Genomic DNA, 15,850 nt, shown 5'->3' with positions numbered 1-15,850 from the left:
CGTGCCCTTACGCCGCCGACGGCGTCGGGCGATGTTCGTTCAGTGCTTCAACGTCGTTCTTGTGATGGTCGCCGTGCGGGTCGTGTTCGTCGTGATCGTGATGCACGACCATCTGCCCGATGAACAGCGCCGTCAGGAACGTGAACAGATACGCCTGCAGGAAGGCGACGAACAGTTCCAGGCACATGATGACGACCGCGCCCAGCACCGCCGGGATGCCGATGCCGATCGCAGCGCCGTAGCTGTTCATGCCCGCCGCCGCCAGCGCCGGGAAGCCGATCAGCACCGCCAGCAGAATATGCCCGGCGGTCATGTTCGCGGCCAAACGCAGGAAGAGCGCGAACGGCTTAACCAGCATGCCGATGATTTCCACCGGCACCATGATCGGGGCCATGTACCACGGCGCGCCACCCAGAAAGTGCTTGGCGTAGTTCACCGGTCCATTGGCAATCACACCGCTGACGTGGATGACGATAAAGCTGATCAGCGCCAACGCGGCCGTCACGTAGGGGTTGGCCGTCGGCGTGCCGTAGATACCGTGGTGCAAGCCGATCGCGTTGTACAGAGGGGCGAGAAGGATATCGAGCGGCAGCAGACCGAGCAGGTTGTTGAACAGGATGAAGAAGAAGAGCGTCCAGAGCAGCGGCATGAAGCGGTCGGCGTCGGCACCGAGCACGGGCTTGGCCACCTCGTTGCGAATGTAGAGCAGCACCGCTTCAAACATGTTGCGCGAGCCGGTCGGCACCATCTCGCCACTGCGATAACGGCGGGTCATCGCGGGGAAGATCAGCAGCATGATGACCGCGACCACGCACATCAGGATCATGTGGTTGGTCAGCAACCACCAGCCGTTGGCACCGATCCACTGCGGGTGATCGATCACGTGTTCGATCGGATTAGCGGCGGCCAGTGTCAACATGATTGGCATCGACATCGTGTCAAACCCTCTTCGACGAACTCTCTCGGCGGATAAACAGGGCCAGCATGGTTGATTCGGCCGCCAGCACTGTCAAGTAATAGGGCACCATCAATAGCAGCGTCGGCGTCAGGGGCAGGCCGCGCATCTTCACGATCAGGAAGCACCCACCCAGGCTGACCACCACGCGCACGCCGGTCGCGATCACATGGGCGATCGCACTTGCCGCCGGCCCGCGGCCGAGCGTCAGCACGATCGGCACGATCGACAGCACCGCCGCCACGACGATCACGCCCGTGGCCACGGTGAACGGGGCCCACCAGTCGGGCCGGTCCATCGCGACGATGATGCCCGCCAGCGCGATCGCCGTCAGCACGATCGTTCCGAAGACCACGCCTGCAAGTTGCAGGGCAGCCATCGGGACGGAAAACGTGGATGGGAGAGGCGCTTGCGTCACGACTTGCTTTTGAACGAGCGGTTGGCCGCCTTCACCATCATCCACAGGCCAACCGTGAATCCGAGCCCGGCGCCCACGATGAGCAGCCACGGTGAGGTGTCGAAGTGGCCGTCCAGCCACCAACCGATCCCACCGAACAGCAGCACCGCAGCGACGAACTCAAACCCAATGCCGGCAAGGGCGTACCAACCCTGCGCCTGCCTGGCGTCGTCTACCGGCCGCTTCGACGGGCCCGAGCCCTCGTTCTCCGCGGCCATCGCACGCCCTCCGAACGGGTCGAAACCGACTTCGTTCCTTTTGTCACAAACTTCGTGGCATACGTTAACGAGGGTGTGGAAAAGGGTCAAGTTAGGTGGGGGTGGTTTCACAGGTTCCGGAGCGTGAAGGGGGTGAAAAGTGTATGACGGACCGGGTAAGGGCACCCGTGCAGTCTGGCACCTTCGCGATTGCCCCAAGTGTCATCCCGATGGGAGGCTTGCCGACCAGAGGGATCTCGATCGGTCGCGGGGTGCTCTGACACTCGAGATCCCTCAGGTCGCTACCGCTCGCTTCGGGATGACATTGGGTTCGTCCGCTCGCCTTAAGGCTACCGGACAAAACCCTGTCGCCTCGCGCACTTGTCATCCCGATGGGAGCCTCAGGCGACCTGAGGGATCTCCCAAGGCCGAGAACCGTCCGTGGTTTGAGATCCCTCAGGTCGCCAAGGCTCCCATCGGGATGACATTTCCCTGATCCGCGCCGGGATTTTGTCCGCTAGCCTTCAGGCTCCGCTCGGAATGACAATCGTCGGATAGGTCGTCCCCATTACTCACTTCAATTCATCTGCGACCGCACTCGCCCACAAATTCGGCGCTTCAGCGAACTTGCGACGTGACCGCGACATACTAGGATAAAGCGGCGGCCACTGCAGGATGCGGGGCCTACGCGTCAATCCAAGGATGGATCCAACATGAAGTCACGCCTTCTCCTGATGGGCGCCTGCGTTGTCGGTCTGTACGGCTGCAGCACGTCGAAGCCCGCCACGACCCAGCAGAACGCCGTCACCGTCGAGAGCTTTCCACCGCAACCGGAACAGCCCGTGACGATCGAATCGGCCGCGGGCACCTCGGCTGCTGAGCCTGCATCAGCCACTGCAAACGCTGACGCCTCGGCGTCGCGTGATGCCGTCGCCGAGCGGGCCCGGCGTTATGCGCAGCAGATGGAACAGGCGATCACCGAGTCATCTAGGGCCACTGCCAAGACGCCCGAGCCGGAAGCGTCGAAGGTCGATTGGGCGGAGCTGTTCGGCGAAGCAAAGACGCCGACCGCGCCCGCCGACGGCGCGACCCCTCCTGCAGCCCCCGAGCCGGCCGCTCCCAGGCCCGCCATTGCCGCTGCCACGTCGGTGTCTGCGCCGGTCGATAGCCGGCCGACCCCGCTGCCTGCGATTCCCCTTCGACCCGCCGCCGTGCCGGTCAGGGGTGATACATCGACCGCCAACGCGGGCATCTCTCTCGATGGTCAGATTAACGACGGTCCGATGGTCGTTCCGGAGGGTCAGGAATTCGCGATCACCGAGCCCGCTGCGCCGGTGACTTCGTCGATGGCTTCCCCGTCCATTGCGGCGCCCGCAGCGATCTCGGAGGACGTCTTCGCCCAGCGGATCGGCGACAACCCGCGTGACGTGGCGGCCCACCTGGACTATCAGCTGCGGCAGTTCACGCAGGGCAAGTCGGTGCCGGAGCTGACGGCGTTGTCGCCGTTGCCGGTCGAGGATCGCGAGGTCATCGCGGCCGTCATGGATGGGCTGAGCAACTTCCGCACGTCGGTGCAGACCGACGGCAACCAGCTGCTGTCGAAGAAGGTCCGCCCGCTGGTCGACATGTCCGAACGCCTTCGCGCCGGTGCCGACCTGGCGGTGCCGACGATCGCACTCTGCCGTAAAGTGGATGGGTTTGGCGTGTACGACCCGATCGAGCCAGCGCAGTTTGCGCGCGGCCGTGAGGCGTCGGTCATCCTGTACTGCGAGGTCGCCAACTTCAGCTCGCAAAAGGCCGACGGCAAAAAGTGGGAGACGACGCTCTCCCACTCGGCCACCCTGTACCGCGACAGTGGCGTGCCGGTCTGGAGCGACAAGACGACCAACGTGGTCGATTACTCGCGCAATCGCCGAAGCGACTTTTTCGTGGTGAAGATGCTGCGCCTGCCCGCGACGCTGACGACGGGCCGTTACGTGTTGAAGGTGACGGTGGTGGATCGCCAGAGCAACCGGATGGCCGAGGGTTCGCTACCGATCACCATCACCGATGGCAGCACGCCGACGGGAGTGGCGACGAGCGAGTAGGAGGAGCAAAGGGAAGGGGTCACGCCGGCATGGTCGCTTAAGCGACCATGCCGGCGTACCGTTTTTTACGCTCTCTAGTTGATCGGCCCACCAATGGCCTCGTGGACGCTGCGGGGGGCGGTGATGACGAGGTGGCCGCGCAGGTAGCTGATGCGGGCGGTGCCGCCGGCCTGTTCCCAGACGTCGGGGCGGATCAACTGCGTCACCAGCTTGATCAGCGCGTCGGCCCGCTCGCTCTTGGTTCGGCCGACGCTCTGGCGGTCGTCGTTGCCGCCGCTTTCAATCAGGCCACCGCCCGACCCACCACCGCCACCGTTGCCACCGCTCGAACCGCTTTTGCTGCTCAGGTTGAACCGCGGGCCGGCGAAGTCGGGGACGTCGACGAGGATGTCGTCGACGAAGTACATGCGGGTGACCTGCTGCGCGTCGGCCAGTTCGCGCGTGGTGATCTGGAGGACGTCGCCGTCGTTGTAGAACGCCAGTGTGTTGTCCGGGCCGGCCTGCGACAGGATTACTGAGAGCGCCTTCTTCACCGGCACGTTGCGCAGCGTGGTGCTGATGGCGGTGTCACGTGAAATGCCGGCTAGTTCAAGCGCCTTCCAGTTCACGTTGACGTTGGCCTGCGTGATGTCGCGGATGAAGTCGATGGCATCGGTGAGCGGCGCGTTTTCCAGCCGGACCATGGGGATGCGCGCGTTGAGGATCTGCCGCAGCGTCGGCGCGGCGGGCCGGGCGGTGGTTGCGTTTGGAGCGGCGGTCGCGGTGGGGCGAACGGAGTCGGCGGCGTAGACAGGCGACAGTGGCGCGAGAGCCGCCACCAACAAAGCTCCGGAAAGCCGCGTGCGGATGGGGAGCACCATGTCGTGTCTCCTTCGATTCACGATGGAAAGGCGAACTTAGCTCTGCGTCGACGTCGACTCGGCCTTCAGCGGCTTGCCGGTGTAGGGGTCGAACTTCGCGTCGCCCTCGTGCAACGCGGGGCGCGACGGGGCGTCGACCATGCCGACCTTCACGTCGTCCTCGACGCCGGCGAGGCCCTTCTTGAACTCCACGATGCCCCGGCCCATGCTCCGGCCCACTTCGGGCAGGCGTTTGCCGAAGATCAGCAGCGCGATGGCCGCGATGAAGATCCATTCGGTTGTCCCGGGCATGCCTAAGGCTAATGGCAATGTTGTCGTGAGCATGATGATCATCCTTTTCGCAATACGAAGGCCGTTTCATTGTAGTCGGGCAGAACCCAATTGCGAACCGAAAAGCGAGGGAGTGTCCTTACCCATATAGCCACCGGCTTGCCGGTGGTCTTCTCGTCAATCGTACAAGACCATTGGCAAGCCGGCGGCTATTTGGGTCGGTCCGGCATCAACTTAGGTCTGTACGTTCCCGCGCAACGCCCCGAGCAACTGCTGAATATCGGGGGGCAACGGGGCCGACAAGGTCATCGTATTCAGCGTGACGGGGTGGACGAATGTAATCTCGAACGCGTGTAACGCCTGTCGGGTGAAGGCAAAATCATCGGCCGAGAACGTCCTGCCGCCGTACATCGTGTCGCCGACCATCGGGTAACCGATCGCCGACATGTGCACGCGCAACTGGTGCGTTCGCCCCGTCTTGGGCCACAGCTTCACGAACGCGAACCTCGCCGGTGGGGCGGCCAGCTTTTTATCGCTGGCGTGTACGCTGGCGATCAGTTCGTGGTCCACGACCTGCTCGAACCGCTCCTGCACCTCGTAGCGGGTGGTGGCGACCTTGCCGCCCGATTCCACCTTACGCACCGCCTGCTTTTCCCGCACCTTGCTGTCCTTGCCGATCGGCAAATCGATGATGTCGGAGATGAACTGCGGCACGCCATGTACTACGGCGACATAGGTCTTCTGGATGGTGCGGTTCTCGAATTGACGCGCGAGCCGCCAGTGGGCTTCGTCCGATTTGGCGACGAGCATGACGCCGGTGGTGTTCTTGTCCAACCGGTGTAGAATGCCCGGGCGCCAGTTGCCGTTCAGGCTGCTCCACTTCTTGCCGTAATGCACGAGACCGTTCACCAGCGTGCCCTTCCACACGCCGCGCGCGGGGTGGACGATCAGGTTTGCCTGCTTGTTGAGCGCGAGGAAGTGTTCGTCCTCGTAGACGATGTCGAGCGGGATGTCCTCGGGCACCAGTTCGCTCACTGGCACAGGCGGGGCGAACATCTCGATGGCGTCGCCGGACTTGATCTTGTAGCTGGCCTTGGTGGGGCGGCCGTTGACCTTCACCAGTTCGTCGTCGATCAGCCGCTGGACCATCGCGCGCGACAGGTGGACCATCCGGTCGGACAGGAACTGGTCGATCCGGCGCGTCTGCGTCTTGGTGGCGTTGAAGCGAAAGTGCAGCGTGTCCGAGTCGGCGTCGCCCTCGACATCGCCTTCGGGGACGATCATGCCGTCGAGGGCTTCGTCGGTCGAATCATCGTCTTCCGTTGCGGCCATGGCGGGCGGGGGGTGAACGTGGGGCGCGTTAGTTCAACGCGGGCGACTTAAGGTGCCGGCGCGGTGGTCGGAGCCGTGGTGGGCGATGCCGCTGCGGCCGCGGGTAGCGTCGTGGCAGATGCCGCCGCTGCCGGCACGGTCGTCGCGGTCGCGGGGGCCGTGGTGGGGGACGTAAACAACGGCTTGCGCAGCTCGTCGACCTGCGCCAGCCTGCTCTCCGCCAGCGTCTTCATCGATGGCAGCACCGCGGGCGCGTTCACGATCGCCTGGTACTGCTGTTTCGCTTCGTCCCAGTTGCCACGATTCTCGGCGACCGCGGCCAGGCCGAAGCGACCGGCCAGGGCGCTGACGGTGTCTTCCGTCGCGTCCACGGCCTTCTGGTAGGCGGCCTCGGCGGTCGTCAGGTACTCGGTGGGGGTACGGCTCGGCTGCAACGCGGGCTGCGTTGCGGCGGCGGGCAACGTCGGCAGGTTCGCCAGCGTCCAGAACAAGTCGCCACGCGTCACCCAGGCCTGGGCGTGCAGCTTCGTCTGCCCGCCGTCGTCCAGAATCGCGTCGAGCGCAGGCACCGCACTTTGTTCCAGCGAGACGGCCTCCCGCATGATCTGGTCGGGCGGCAGGCGCATCATGTCCTCCATCGACCGGAACTGCGCGACCTTCTCCCGGGCGGCCGCCAGGTTGTCCCAACTGGCGGCGGTGGCGCGGCGTTCGGCGCCGGTGCGGTACTGGATCAGCAGGTAAAGCACGACGAGGAACGTCAACCCCATCAGGATGCGGTTGGCGTACTTGTCCCAGAACACCATCAACCCGGACTTCTCCGGGGCGGCGGTGGCGTCGCTTCGCTTCACTTGCACTTTCTGCGGCTGATCCGATTCCATAGGACGCGGAAGTGTATCGGTGCGCCGGTGGCAACGCAAAAGAGCGGCCCGTGGTCCGTCGTAGAAGATAAGCCTCGGGACACGGACAGCCACAGCCGACCACCGACCACCGACCACAGACAACGGACCACTGACAACGGACCCGTCACGGCGTATGATTGCCGCAATGGCCGGGAAGCGCAAGGAAAACCTCTCGCCGCGCATTGACAACAAGCGGGCGTTCCACGAGTTCTTCATCGAAGCGAAGGTCGAGTGCGGCATCGTCCTGCTCGGCAGCGAGGTGAAGTCCCTGCGCTACGGCAAGGCCCAGATCAACGAGGCCTTCGCCCGCATCGAGCGCGGCCAACTCGTGCTGCACAACGCCCACATCGATCCCTACAGCCTCGGCAACGCCCACCACGAGCCGCTGCGCGAGCGGAAGCTGCTGGTCCACAAGCGCGAGCTTCGGCGGTTGGAAAATGAACTGAAGGTAAAGGGGACCACGCTCGTGCCGCTGGCCGTCTACTTCTTGAACGGTCGGGCGAAGGTCGAGATCGGTGTTGCCCGCGGCAAACAGCAGTTCGACAAGCGCGCGACGATCAAGAAGAAAGAACAGGACCGCGAGCTACGCCGGGCGATGACGTATCGGCAGTGAGCCTCTGCTCCCCCTCTCCCGGTACTCCGGGAGAGGGCTAGGGTGAGGGTGATTTCGATTGACATGAACCGTCAGCAGTTCGAAATCACCCTCACCTAGCCTCTCCCGGCGTACCGGGAGAGGGACCGGATCGAGTCATCCCACCTGCGCCACGCAGCGGTCGATCCGCGCCAGCGTCTTGTCCTTCCCCAAGAACGCCAGACAGTCAAAGATCGGCGGGCTGACCGCCGTGCCGCTTAACGCGACGCGGAGCGGTTGGGCGACCTTCCCCAGGCCCAGCGCCTTCGCTTCGCAGAAGGATTTGACGACCGCTTCCAGCGCGTCGTGGCTCGTCCAGTCGGCCGCGCCCACCAGCACGTCGCGCAGCTCGCGCAACGCGGTCAGGCCCTGTTGCTCGTTTTTCTTCAACACCTTCTCGACGGCATCGGGCGAGTACACGATCGCGTCGTCGGCGGTGAACAGGAAGGCGCTCTTTTCGTCCACCTCGCTCAGGATGTGAAAGCCGGCGTTCATCGACAGCACCTTGGCAAGCTGTTCGTCGGTGGCGTTGTTCAACGGCGAGTTGGGGTTCACCTTCAGGTAGTCGCGCAGGTGCGCGATCAACTGTGCGGGCGATGCTTTGGCGAAGTAGTCGGTGCTGAAGGATTTCAGCTTGTCGCGGTTGAACTTCGAGTTGGCCGAGATCAGCCGGTCCAGGCCGAACTTCTCGACCATCTGGTCGATCGACATCTGTTCCAGATCGCCGCCGGGGCTCCAGCCGAGCAGGGCCAGGAAGTTGTTCAGCACCTCCGGCACGTAGCCGTTCTTGCGGAAGTCGTGGACCATGATCTCGGGCAAATCCGCCTCCTTCAGGCCGACGACGCGCATCACGTTCGGCTGTTCCTCGAGGCTGAGTTGCGTGGTGTCGACGTCAATCCATTCCTTCAGACGCGCTTCACCCAAACCTGTGGCGGCGGCAAGGTCGGTTAGCGACCGCTTCGTGGAACGCATCCAGTCGGTGGCGCGCTTGCGGATGCGCTTGTCGCGGTCGCGCTTCGACAGCTTCGATCCGTCCTCGGGGTTCAGCAGCACGCTCAGGTGCGCATACGTTGGCCGCTCGTAGCCCAGCGCCTCCTGCAGGGCGATGTGATTGAAGGTGTTCTTCAGGTGTTCCTGGCCGCGCAGGATGTGGGTGATGCCCATCTCGGCATCGTCGACGACCACGCCGAAGTGATACGTCGGCATGCCGTCGGTTTTTCGGATGACGAAATCCTGGCTCTCGTACTGGCTCTGCACGACCTCTTTGCCAAGCCCCTCGTCCTTGAAGCGATATTCCTTCACGGGCATCACGAAGCGGATGACCGGCTTGCGGCCGTCGTCCTTAAACTTCGCCAACTGGTCGGCGGTGTAGGTCATCCGCCGATACAGGAACGGCCGCTTGGCCCGGGCGGCCTGGTCGCGCATTGCCGTCAGTTCCTCGGTCGTCTCCCAGGCCTCGTAGGCGTGCCCCTTCTCGATGAGGCCATCGATCAGCTTGTTGTAAACGTCGAGCCGCTTGGACTGATAAACCAATTCGGCATTGTCCCAGTTCAACCCGAGCCACTTCAGGTCTTCCAGCAACTGCCGGGTGGCGTCGTCGGTGCTGCGGGCGAGGTCGGTGTCTTCGATGCGCAGCAGAAACTGCCCGCCCGAATGCTTGGCCAACAGCCAGTTGAACAGCGCGGTGCGGGCGCCGCCCACGTGCAGGTAACCAGTGGGGGACGGGGCGAAACGGGTGACGACGGCGGGTTGGCTCATAAGGCGAGCGATTATCGGGCGAACGGGGCGGGAATCAACGCTATGGGGGCGGGGCGAAAATTCATGCGTGTTAGCCGCATCGCTAAGGCACGGCCCCGCGCCCGCTACATCGGCTTGCCCGGCGAAGGTCCGAATAATGCTTTCTCGTTTTCTCTCACGCCCTCAGAGTAACCCTCACGCCCTCTCGTTTACTGCGCGACCCTCTCGTTTTCCCTGCGGCCTTCCCATTTACCCTGACGCCCGCGCATTTACTCTCACGCCCGCTCATTTTCCCTGCGGTCTTCCCATTTACCCTGAGCCCTTCACAGTAAACGACACGCCCTCTCGTTTACTGTGCAACCCTCAGAGTAAACGACACGCCCTCCCATTGAACGAGAAGCCTCGCCGTTTTCTTTCAAGGCCCAGTGCCACAGGTCGGCGTACGGGCAGACCCACGTCTTTTGCTGCGGACGAAGACACAGGACTTGGGGTACCGCGACCCGTGGCACCCGGCGGCTGCGTTCGTCATCCTGAGGTACTCCGGAGGATCTCTTCTCTTCCGTGTGCGAATACGGGGGGAGATCCTTCGGGGTACCTCAGAGGGTGTCAAAGAACCATGCCGCGTCCACTCCGACCGTGGCATGGGCGTCCCGCCCATGCGTGTGGACTGGAACGAGGAACCCTATTGGTGGCTGCCGCGCCGGCCGAGCCTCCGACCCAAATAGAACGTCCTGGCCTCACGACGAGCATGGGCGAGACGCCCATGCCACGGTAGCAGGCGACCGCGACCATGTCCTTTGACACCCTCTCAGGATGACGAGTTGATGTGGGTCAGGTCACCGGAGGCGTTTCCACGATCTTCCGACGCACGATGCGCGCATAGGCCCATAACCACACGCCCCAGACGCTGTAGATCAGCAGGCCGATGCCGAGCGTGTACTGCGGTTTGGTGATGAGCAGCAGGATGAGGGCGACGACGATGATGAGCTGCGGGATCGACCGCCGGCCGCGGAGGTAGCGGTTGACGACGTGCGGGTACCGGATGTCGCTGACCATCAGCAGGCCCGTCGCCAGCACGACCAGCGGCAGCATGCCGACGCCGATGTGGTACAGCGTTGTGAAACCATCCACGCGCAGCTGCTGGACCATGAGCACGAACGCCGCCACCGCGCCGCCCGCGCCGGGGCTGGGCAGGCCAAGGAAGCTGAAGTGGTGCTGTTCGCCATGCTCGTTGGAGACGTTGAAGCGGGCGAGGCGCAACGCCGCGCAGGCAAGGTATAGGGCGCCGATCGCCCAGATGAGTCGGCTGACGGGGTAGGAGACGTCGAAGTCGGCGCTCTTAAAGACCTGCAGCGCGATGAACGCCGGGGCGGCGCCGAAGCTGATGACGTCGGCGAGGCTGTCGAGCTGGCCCCCGAAGTCGGTCGTGTGGCGCGTCAGTCTTGCGAGCCGGCCATCCAACGCATCGAACACCATCGCCAGGAAGATCAAATAGACGGCGTACTCGAACGCGTGCGAGGCGAAGCGCTGGGTGAGCGGGTCGGTCGAGCCGCGGTCGATCCAGAGGCCAGCGACGTAGATCGCGCCGAAGCCGCAGATGGCGTTGCCGAGCGTGGCGAGGCTGGGCAGGAAGTAGACGCTGCGCACGTACGCCCGCCGCCCGTGCCTGCGAAACCGCCGACGGCGGTGCTGGCGGAGCTTCTCGCGATCGATGGGGGGGCGGAGTGGGGTCATGGGGTCGTCCTTCGCGGCGAGGAGGTTGGAGGGACAGGATTAGGAAGGATCAGGGAAACCGCTCCAGCGTGATTCGTCATCCTGAGATGGTGTTGATGATGTACGTCGTGTCTGCTCCGACCGTGGCATGGGCGTCTCGCCCATGCTTGTGGTGAGGTCAGGCCGCTCGATTCGTTGTGACCGCGTGGCCAGCGCAACAGCCCAAAAAAACTGATTCCCATTCCAATCCACACGCATGGGCGAGACGCCCATGCCACGGTGAAGCGGTCGCGACCGCATCAATAAAGTCCCGCTCAGGATGACAAGTGTTTCATCCACAGCTGTCGTCCAAACGCCTAATCCCGAACCTCATCCCATCACGCCGGTGTCGTCCTGCCGACGATCGGCTCGCCTTCCGTGCCGGTGTCGCTCGCAGGGATCGTCGTGTGGATCGGCTCGCCGAGCATCGCCAGCACGTCGACCACGCCCTTCACGGTCTGGCCGACCTTGCACTTGACCATCGGTTGCAGCTTCTTGGAGATCGTGAGTTCCGTGCGGCTGCCGAACTTGATCATGCCGATGCGGTCGCCGCGCTTGACCTGGTCGTTCACGTTGACCGTGCAGATGATGCGCCGGGCAATGAGTCCGACGATCTGCTTCACCACCACCACCGGCTCGGTGCCGTTGGGCTCGGCCATCACGATCGTGTTGCTCTCGTTCTGATCCGACACCACGTCGTGCTTTAAGGCGTTGATGAACTTGCCGGTCTTGTAGCGCACGTCGATCACCTTGCCGTCGCACGGGCTGCGGTTGACGTGGACGTTGAAGACGCTGAGGAAGATGCCGATACGGACTGCCGGGCCGCCGATGATCGGGTCGTTTTCCACTTCGGTGATGTCCGACACCTTGCCGTCGGCGGGGGAGACGACGGCCATCTGTTCGACCGGCACCGCCCGGTCGGGGTCGCGGAAGAAGGCGAACAGGAAGACGAGCACCGGCACGACGATCAGCGCCAGTGGCCACCAGACGAACCCGAGCGCCGCGGCCGTCAGCGCCAGAACCACGGTGCCGATCAACATTTCTCGCCAGCCATGGCGCGTCAGAGGAATCATCCAAGCAGGCTAAGCCCTAGCCGGTGAAGCGTCAACGAACGAAGGGGAGGGCGCGGATCGCGAATTTTATCCCGTTTCCCTGCTGCCCTTATCGGGGGCATAAGTTAAAAGGTGCGGGTGATGCGGTTCCGATGAGGCCGCCAACGCATTTGCCGAGGATTGCTTGACCGCCAAACCATCCAGCACGACGTCTATTCGCCCGGCCGACCCCGTCGACACGTTGCGGTTCATGTTCGCCGTGGGCATCGAGTGTTCGTGCCCGAAGATCGAGGGCAACCTGCGCGTCGACCAGCTGCGCGACACGGGGCATTACGAGCTGTGGAAGACCGACCTGAAGCTTGTTCGCGAGCTGGGCCTGCGCTATCTGCGGTACGGGCCGCCGATCTACAAGATCTGCGCGCAACAGGGCAAGTACGACTGGAGCGAGCTGGACCCGGTGATGAACGAGATGCGCCGGCTGGGCATCGTGCCGATCATCGACCTCTGCCACTTCGGTCTGCCGGACTGGATGGGGGACTTTCAGAACCCCGAGTGGCCGTTGTGGTTTGCGGAATACGCGCACGCGTTCGCGGAGCATTACCCGTGGGTGCGGTATTACACGCCGGTGAACGAGATCTACGTGACGGCCCTGTTCAGCGCCAGCTACGGCTGGTGGAACGAACGGCTGATGAGCGACCATGGCTTCGTCACCAACATCAAGCACTGCTGCAAGGCGAGCGTGCTGGCGATGCGCGCAATCCTCGACTTGCGGCCGGACGCGATCTTCATCTACAGCGAGAGCACCGAGTACGTTCACCCCGGCAGCCCCGACACGGTCATGCAGGCCCACTTCATGAACGAACGGCGGTTCCTGTCGCTGGACCTGCTCTTCGGCCACGACGTGTCGGCGACGATGTACCGCTACCTGCTCGCCAGCGGCATGACCGCAGACGAGTACATGTGGTTCCGCGACGTGCGCGACCTGCGCACCCACTGCATCATGGGGACCGACTACTATATCACCAACGAGCACGTGATAAGGTCCAACGGCACCAGCATCGGCGCCGGTGACGTCTACGGCTACTACGTCATCACAAGGCAATACTTCGACCGCTATCGCCTGCCCGTCATGCACACCGAGACCAACCGCGCCGCCAAGCACGCGGTGGAATGGCTGTGGAAGGAATGGATGAACCTGTTGCGCCTGCGCGAGGACGGCGTGCCGATCGTCGGCTTCACCTGGTTCGGCCTGGTCGACATGAAGGACTGGGACAGCGCCCTGACCAAGATGCGCGGCACCGTGAACCCCGTCGGCCTGTACACGCTTGCCCGCAAGCAACGCAAGGTCGCAAGGGAGTATCGTCGCTTGGTTGAGGAGTATTCGCACCTGCCGATCAGCAGCAGCAAGTTCCCCATCCTGACGGCGTAGGCATCGTTCATCGCAATGCGCCGCTCTCTGTGTGCTCTGTGTCCTCTGTGGTTTAACGTCTTCCCTTCGCCAGCACCCACGGCCGCTTAGCCGCCGCCGTGGCGGCGGATGGCGTCGAGCAGGCGGTCGATGGCGACCGGCTTGGTCAGGTGGTCGGCGAAGCCGGCGGCGCGGCTTTTGCGGATGTCGTCGTCCATGCCGAAGCCGCTCATCGCGATGCCGCTCAGGCCGTGCAGTTGGCGCAGCTCGGCCATCAGCTCGTAACCCGTGGCGTCGGGCAAACCCAGATCGCTTAACACCAGGTCGAACGGTTCACCGCTGGCGACCGCCGACCGCGCCTCAGCGGCGTTGCCGGCGGTCTGGACGTGGTATCCCTGGCGCGTCAACACCAGCGACAGCGCACGGGCGGTGTCGGCGTGGTCCTCCACCACGAGCAATCGCAGCCCCTTCTGTAAGGGTGTTGGGGCGGCGTCGGTCGAAGACGTTGGTGCAGCATCGACAGGCTGGTTCGGCGTTCGGTCGACCGCGGCGGGGTGGCAGGGCAGTTCCACGGTGAACGTCGCGCCACGGTCCAGGCCGTCGCTGGTGGCCGTGATCATGCCACTATGCAGCTCGGCGATCGCGCGGGCGACCGACAGGCCCAACCCCAACCCGCCGAAGGCCCGCGTGACGTCCGCGCTGCCCTGTTCGAACACGCGGAAGATCCGCTCCAACGCCGCCGCCTCGATGCCGATGCCGTCGTCGGTGATCGACACCCGTATCGATCCGCCACCGGACCGGCCGCGCGCGTAACGCACGGTGATCGTGCCGTCCGTCTTGCTGAACTTCACGGCGTTACGCAGCAGGTTCCAGAACACCTGCTGCAGGCGCGTGGGGTCGCCTTGCACCACCACACCCTGCATCGCGCCGGCGACCGCGTCGGCGGGCGGGAGGACGATCGTCACGCCCTTGGCCCGCGCGTCGTCGGCGACGTGCTGAACGGCATCGGAGACCACCCGATGCAGGTCCAACCGCTGCCACTGCAGCACCAGCTTGCCCGCGGTAACGCGGTTCAGGTCGAGCAGATCGTCGATCAGGTGCGTCTCCAGCGCCACGTTCCGCCTCGCCACCGCCAGCGCCGCCCGGGCGTCGGGGGGCAGGCGTTCGTCCCGTTCGAGGCTCGAGATCGTCAGCAGCACCGGCGCCAGCGGCGTGCGCAGCTCGTGCGACAGCACGGCCAGGAACCGGTCCTTAGCGCTGTTGGCCGCCTGCGCCGCGTCGGTTGCCGCCCGCAGCGCCCGTTCGTTCTCAGACAGGTCGCGGAACATCAGCGCGTACGGGCGGTCGAACGCGGTGACGATGATCGCCTCGTACGCCAGGAAGTACGACACGACCTTCAGCACGTGCCCGGTCCAGTTCCAGATGGCGTAGGGATCGTTGTACAGCGTGAACGCCAGGCCCGCCGCGGCACCCGTGCCCATCGCCCACTGCATCAGCATGATCAGCTGGCGGTCGAACTCGTGCCGCCTGCGGTGCAGCAGCACCATTGCGACGACGATGAGCGCGCAGCACGCGTACTCGGCCCCACGCTTGAAGGGCGTCAGACCGTGGCCATCGATGAAGCACGCGGGGAAGCTGCGCCAGTAGAAGATCGAGAGCAGCAGCAGGACCGTCACGCCCAGGTACGCGCCCAGCGTCCACAGCGGCCACGACCGGCGATTGGGGACGGTCGCGAACAGCAGCAGGCTGGCCGTCAGCACCATACGCGAGCCGATCCACAGCTGGGTCGCGACGTTCGCTTCAATGTTGGGAAAGACACCCATGCCCCGGTAGCTGAGCATGTGCAGCATGTCGAGCACGGCGATCGCCAGGTAGGCCGCCCCCAATAGCGTGATCGGATGGCTCGCGTGCAGCTTGCGCCCGTTCCACGCGATGACGAAGATGCAGCCGGCGACCACGATGCCGAACAGCTCGACGATCGCGTGAAACAACAGGTAGCTGTGCGCCTTGGCGACGTACAGCCCCGCCACCCCCAACAACCCGAGCACCAGCTGCGCCGTGAGCTTCAACGCCGGGTGGCGCAACGTCTTGCCGGCCACTCTGTCGCCGACGCTCGCATGGGGCGGAACTTCCATCGCCATGCGTCATAATGTAAGGCCGCGACCGCCAATGCCAAGTTTCAAAAGCAAAATCTACCCGCCGCGCAATACAAC

At 64.2% G+C, this 15,850-nt stretch carries 14 protein-coding genes; 3 read left to right on the top strand and 11 right to left on the bottom strand.

What is annotated here, in order from left to right; translation table 11 throughout:
- Positions 1–7: 7 nt before the first annotated feature.
- From atpB to VGN72_18420, 3 genes are read right to left on the bottom strand one after another with little or no spacing between them, the layout of a single operon-like run.
- On the bottom strand, positions 8–934 hold the full coding sequence (atpB, locus tag VGN72_18430; GenBank protein ID HEV7301346.1) for a F0F1 ATP synthase subunit A: 927 nt from the start codon (positions 932–934) through the stop codon (positions 8–10).
- 4 nt (positions 935–938) lie between these two features.
- Complete coding sequence (locus VGN72_18425; GenBank protein ID HEV7301345.1) at positions 939–1,334, bottom strand: hypothetical protein; 396 nt, start codon at positions 1,332–1,334, stop codon at positions 939–941.
- Between the two features lie 35 nt (positions 1,335–1,369).
- Positions 1,370–1,630 carry an AtpZ/AtpI family protein gene (locus VGN72_18420; protein ID HEV7301344.1) on the bottom strand — a complete coding sequence of 87 codons (261 nt, stop codon included), beginning with the start codon at positions 1,628–1,630 and terminating at the stop codon, positions 1,370–1,372.
- A 692-nt stretch (positions 1,631–2,322) separates the two neighbouring features.
- On the opposite strand from VGN72_18420, the gene VGN72_18415 reads away from it, so the two are divergent.
- A complete protein-coding gene (locus VGN72_18415; protein HEV7301343.1) occupies positions 2,323–3,696 on the top strand; it encodes a hypothetical protein in 1,374 nt (457 codons plus the stop codon).
- 74 nt (positions 3,697–3,770) lie between these two features.
- On the opposite strand, the gene VGN72_18410 is transcribed toward VGN72_18415, so the two are convergent.
- The 4 genes from VGN72_18410 to VGN72_18395 form a co-directional block, all read right to left on the bottom strand.
- Positions 3,771–4,556 carry a hypothetical protein gene (locus VGN72_18410; protein ID HEV7301342.1) on the bottom strand — a complete coding sequence of 262 codons (786 nt, stop codon included), beginning with the start codon at positions 4,554–4,556 and terminating at the stop codon, positions 3,771–3,773.
- A gap of 36 nt (positions 4,557–4,592) precedes the next feature.
- Positions 4,593–4,880, bottom strand: a complete 288-nt coding sequence (locus VGN72_18405; protein HEV7301341.1) for a twin-arginine translocase TatA/TatE family subunit — start codon at positions 4,878–4,880, stop codon at positions 4,593–4,595.
- 180 nt (positions 4,881–5,060) lie between these two features.
- Positions 5,061–6,158, bottom strand: a complete 1,098-nt coding sequence (locus tag VGN72_18400) for an RluA family pseudouridine synthase (GenBank protein HEV7301340.1) — start codon at positions 6,156–6,158, stop codon at positions 5,061–5,063.
- Between the two features lie 47 nt (positions 6,159–6,205).
- The gene (locus tag VGN72_18395; GenBank protein HEV7301339.1) at positions 6,206–7,006 is read right to left on the bottom strand and encodes a hypothetical protein; all 801 of its coding nucleotides are present in this window, start codon (positions 7,004–7,006) and stop codon (positions 6,206–6,208) included.
- Positions 7,007–7,202: 196 nt separating this feature from the next.
- Between VGN72_18395 and smpB the strand changes: the two genes are divergently transcribed.
- The gene (gene smpB / locus VGN72_18390) at positions 7,203–7,670 is read left to right on the top strand and encodes an SsrA-binding protein SmpB (GenBank protein ID HEV7301338.1); all 468 of its coding nucleotides are present in this window, start codon (positions 7,203–7,205) and stop codon (positions 7,668–7,670) included.
- A 135-nt stretch (positions 7,671–7,805) separates the two neighbouring features.
- On the opposite strand, the gene gltX is transcribed toward smpB, so the two are convergent.
- From gltX to VGN72_18375, 3 genes are all read right to left on the bottom strand, one after another.
- Entirely contained in the window at positions 7,806–9,446 is a 1,641-nt protein-coding gene (gltX, locus tag VGN72_18385) for a glutamate--tRNA ligase (GenBank protein ID HEV7301337.1), read from the bottom strand.
- Positions 9,447–10,256: 810 nt separating this feature from the next.
- Positions 10,257–11,159, bottom strand: a complete 903-nt coding sequence (gene pssA, locus VGN72_18380) for a CDP-diacylglycerol--serine O-phosphatidyltransferase (protein HEV7301336.1) — start codon at positions 11,157–11,159, stop codon at positions 10,257–10,259.
- A gap of 356 nt (positions 11,160–11,515) precedes the next feature.
- Positions 11,516–12,217: a phosphatidylserine decarboxylase gene (locus VGN72_18375; GenBank protein ID HEV7301335.1), complete on the bottom strand. Its 702-nt coding sequence runs from the start codon at positions 12,215–12,217 to the stop codon at positions 11,516–11,518.
- Between the two features lie 196 nt (positions 12,218–12,413).
- Between VGN72_18375 and VGN72_18370 the strand changes: the two genes are divergently transcribed.
- Complete coding sequence (locus VGN72_18370) at positions 12,414–13,658, top strand: family 1 glycosylhydrolase (protein HEV7301334.1); 1,245 nt, start codon at positions 12,414–12,416, stop codon at positions 13,656–13,658.
- An 86-nt stretch (positions 13,659–13,744) separates the two neighbouring features.
- On the opposite strand, the gene VGN72_18365 is transcribed toward VGN72_18370, so the two are convergent.
- Complete coding sequence (locus tag VGN72_18365; protein ID HEV7301333.1) at positions 13,745–15,772, bottom strand: MASE3 domain-containing protein; 2,028 nt, start codon at positions 15,770–15,772, stop codon at positions 13,745–13,747.
- Between the last annotated feature and the right edge of the window lie 78 nt (positions 15,773–15,850).

Source organism: Tepidisphaeraceae bacterium (genome assembly GCA_035998445.1).
Classification (GTDB): Bacteria; Planctomycetota; Phycisphaerae; order Tepidisphaerales; family Tepidisphaeraceae; genus DASYHQ01.
Note: the sequence above shows the minus strand (reverse complement) of the source record. Positions and strands in the feature narration are given on the sequence as shown.

Excerpts from the sequence above, each read along its gene's own strand:
- atpB (HEV7301346.1), bottom strand. The coding sequence starts at position 934 with ATGTCGATGCCAATCATGTTGACACTGGCCGCCGCTAATCCGATCGAA.
- VGN72_18425 (HEV7301345.1), bottom strand. The coding sequence starts at position 1,334 with ATGGCTGCCCTGCAACTTGCAGGCGTGGTCTTCGGAACGATCGTGCTG.
- VGN72_18420 (HEV7301344.1), bottom strand. The coding sequence starts at position 1,630 with ATGGCCGCGGAGAACGAGGGCTCGGGCCCGTCGAAGCGGCCGGTAGAC.
- VGN72_18415 (HEV7301343.1), top strand. The coding sequence starts at position 2,323 with ATGAAGTCACGCCTTCTCCTGATGGGCGCCTGCGTTGTCGGTCTGTAC.
- VGN72_18410 (HEV7301342.1), bottom strand. The coding sequence starts at position 4,556 with ATGGTGCTCCCCATCCGCACGCGGCTTTCCGGAGCTTTGTTGGTGGCG.
- VGN72_18405 (HEV7301341.1), bottom strand. The coding sequence starts at position 4,880 with ATGCTCACGACAACATTGCCATTAGCCTTAGGCATGCCCGGGACAACC.
- VGN72_18400 (HEV7301340.1), bottom strand. The coding sequence starts at position 6,158 with ATGGCCGCAACGGAAGACGATGATTCGACCGACGAAGCCCTCGACGGC.
- smpB (HEV7301338.1), top strand. The coding sequence starts at position 7,203 with ATGGCCGGGAAGCGCAAGGAAAACCTCTCGCCGCGCATTGACAACAAG.
- gltX (HEV7301337.1), bottom strand. The coding sequence starts at position 9,446 with ATGAGCCAACCCGCCGTCGTCACCCGTTTCGCCCCGTCCCCCACTGGT.
- pssA (HEV7301336.1), bottom strand. The coding sequence starts at position 11,159 with ATGACCCCACTCCGCCCCCCCATCGATCGCGAGAAGCTCCGCCAGCAC.
- VGN72_18375 (HEV7301335.1), bottom strand. The coding sequence starts at position 12,217 with ATGTTGATCGGCACCGTGGTTCTGGCGCTGACGGCCGCGGCGCTCGGG.
- VGN72_18365 (HEV7301333.1), bottom strand. The coding sequence starts at position 15,772 with ATGGAAGTTCCGCCCCATGCGAGCGTCGGCGACAGAGTGGCCGGCAAG.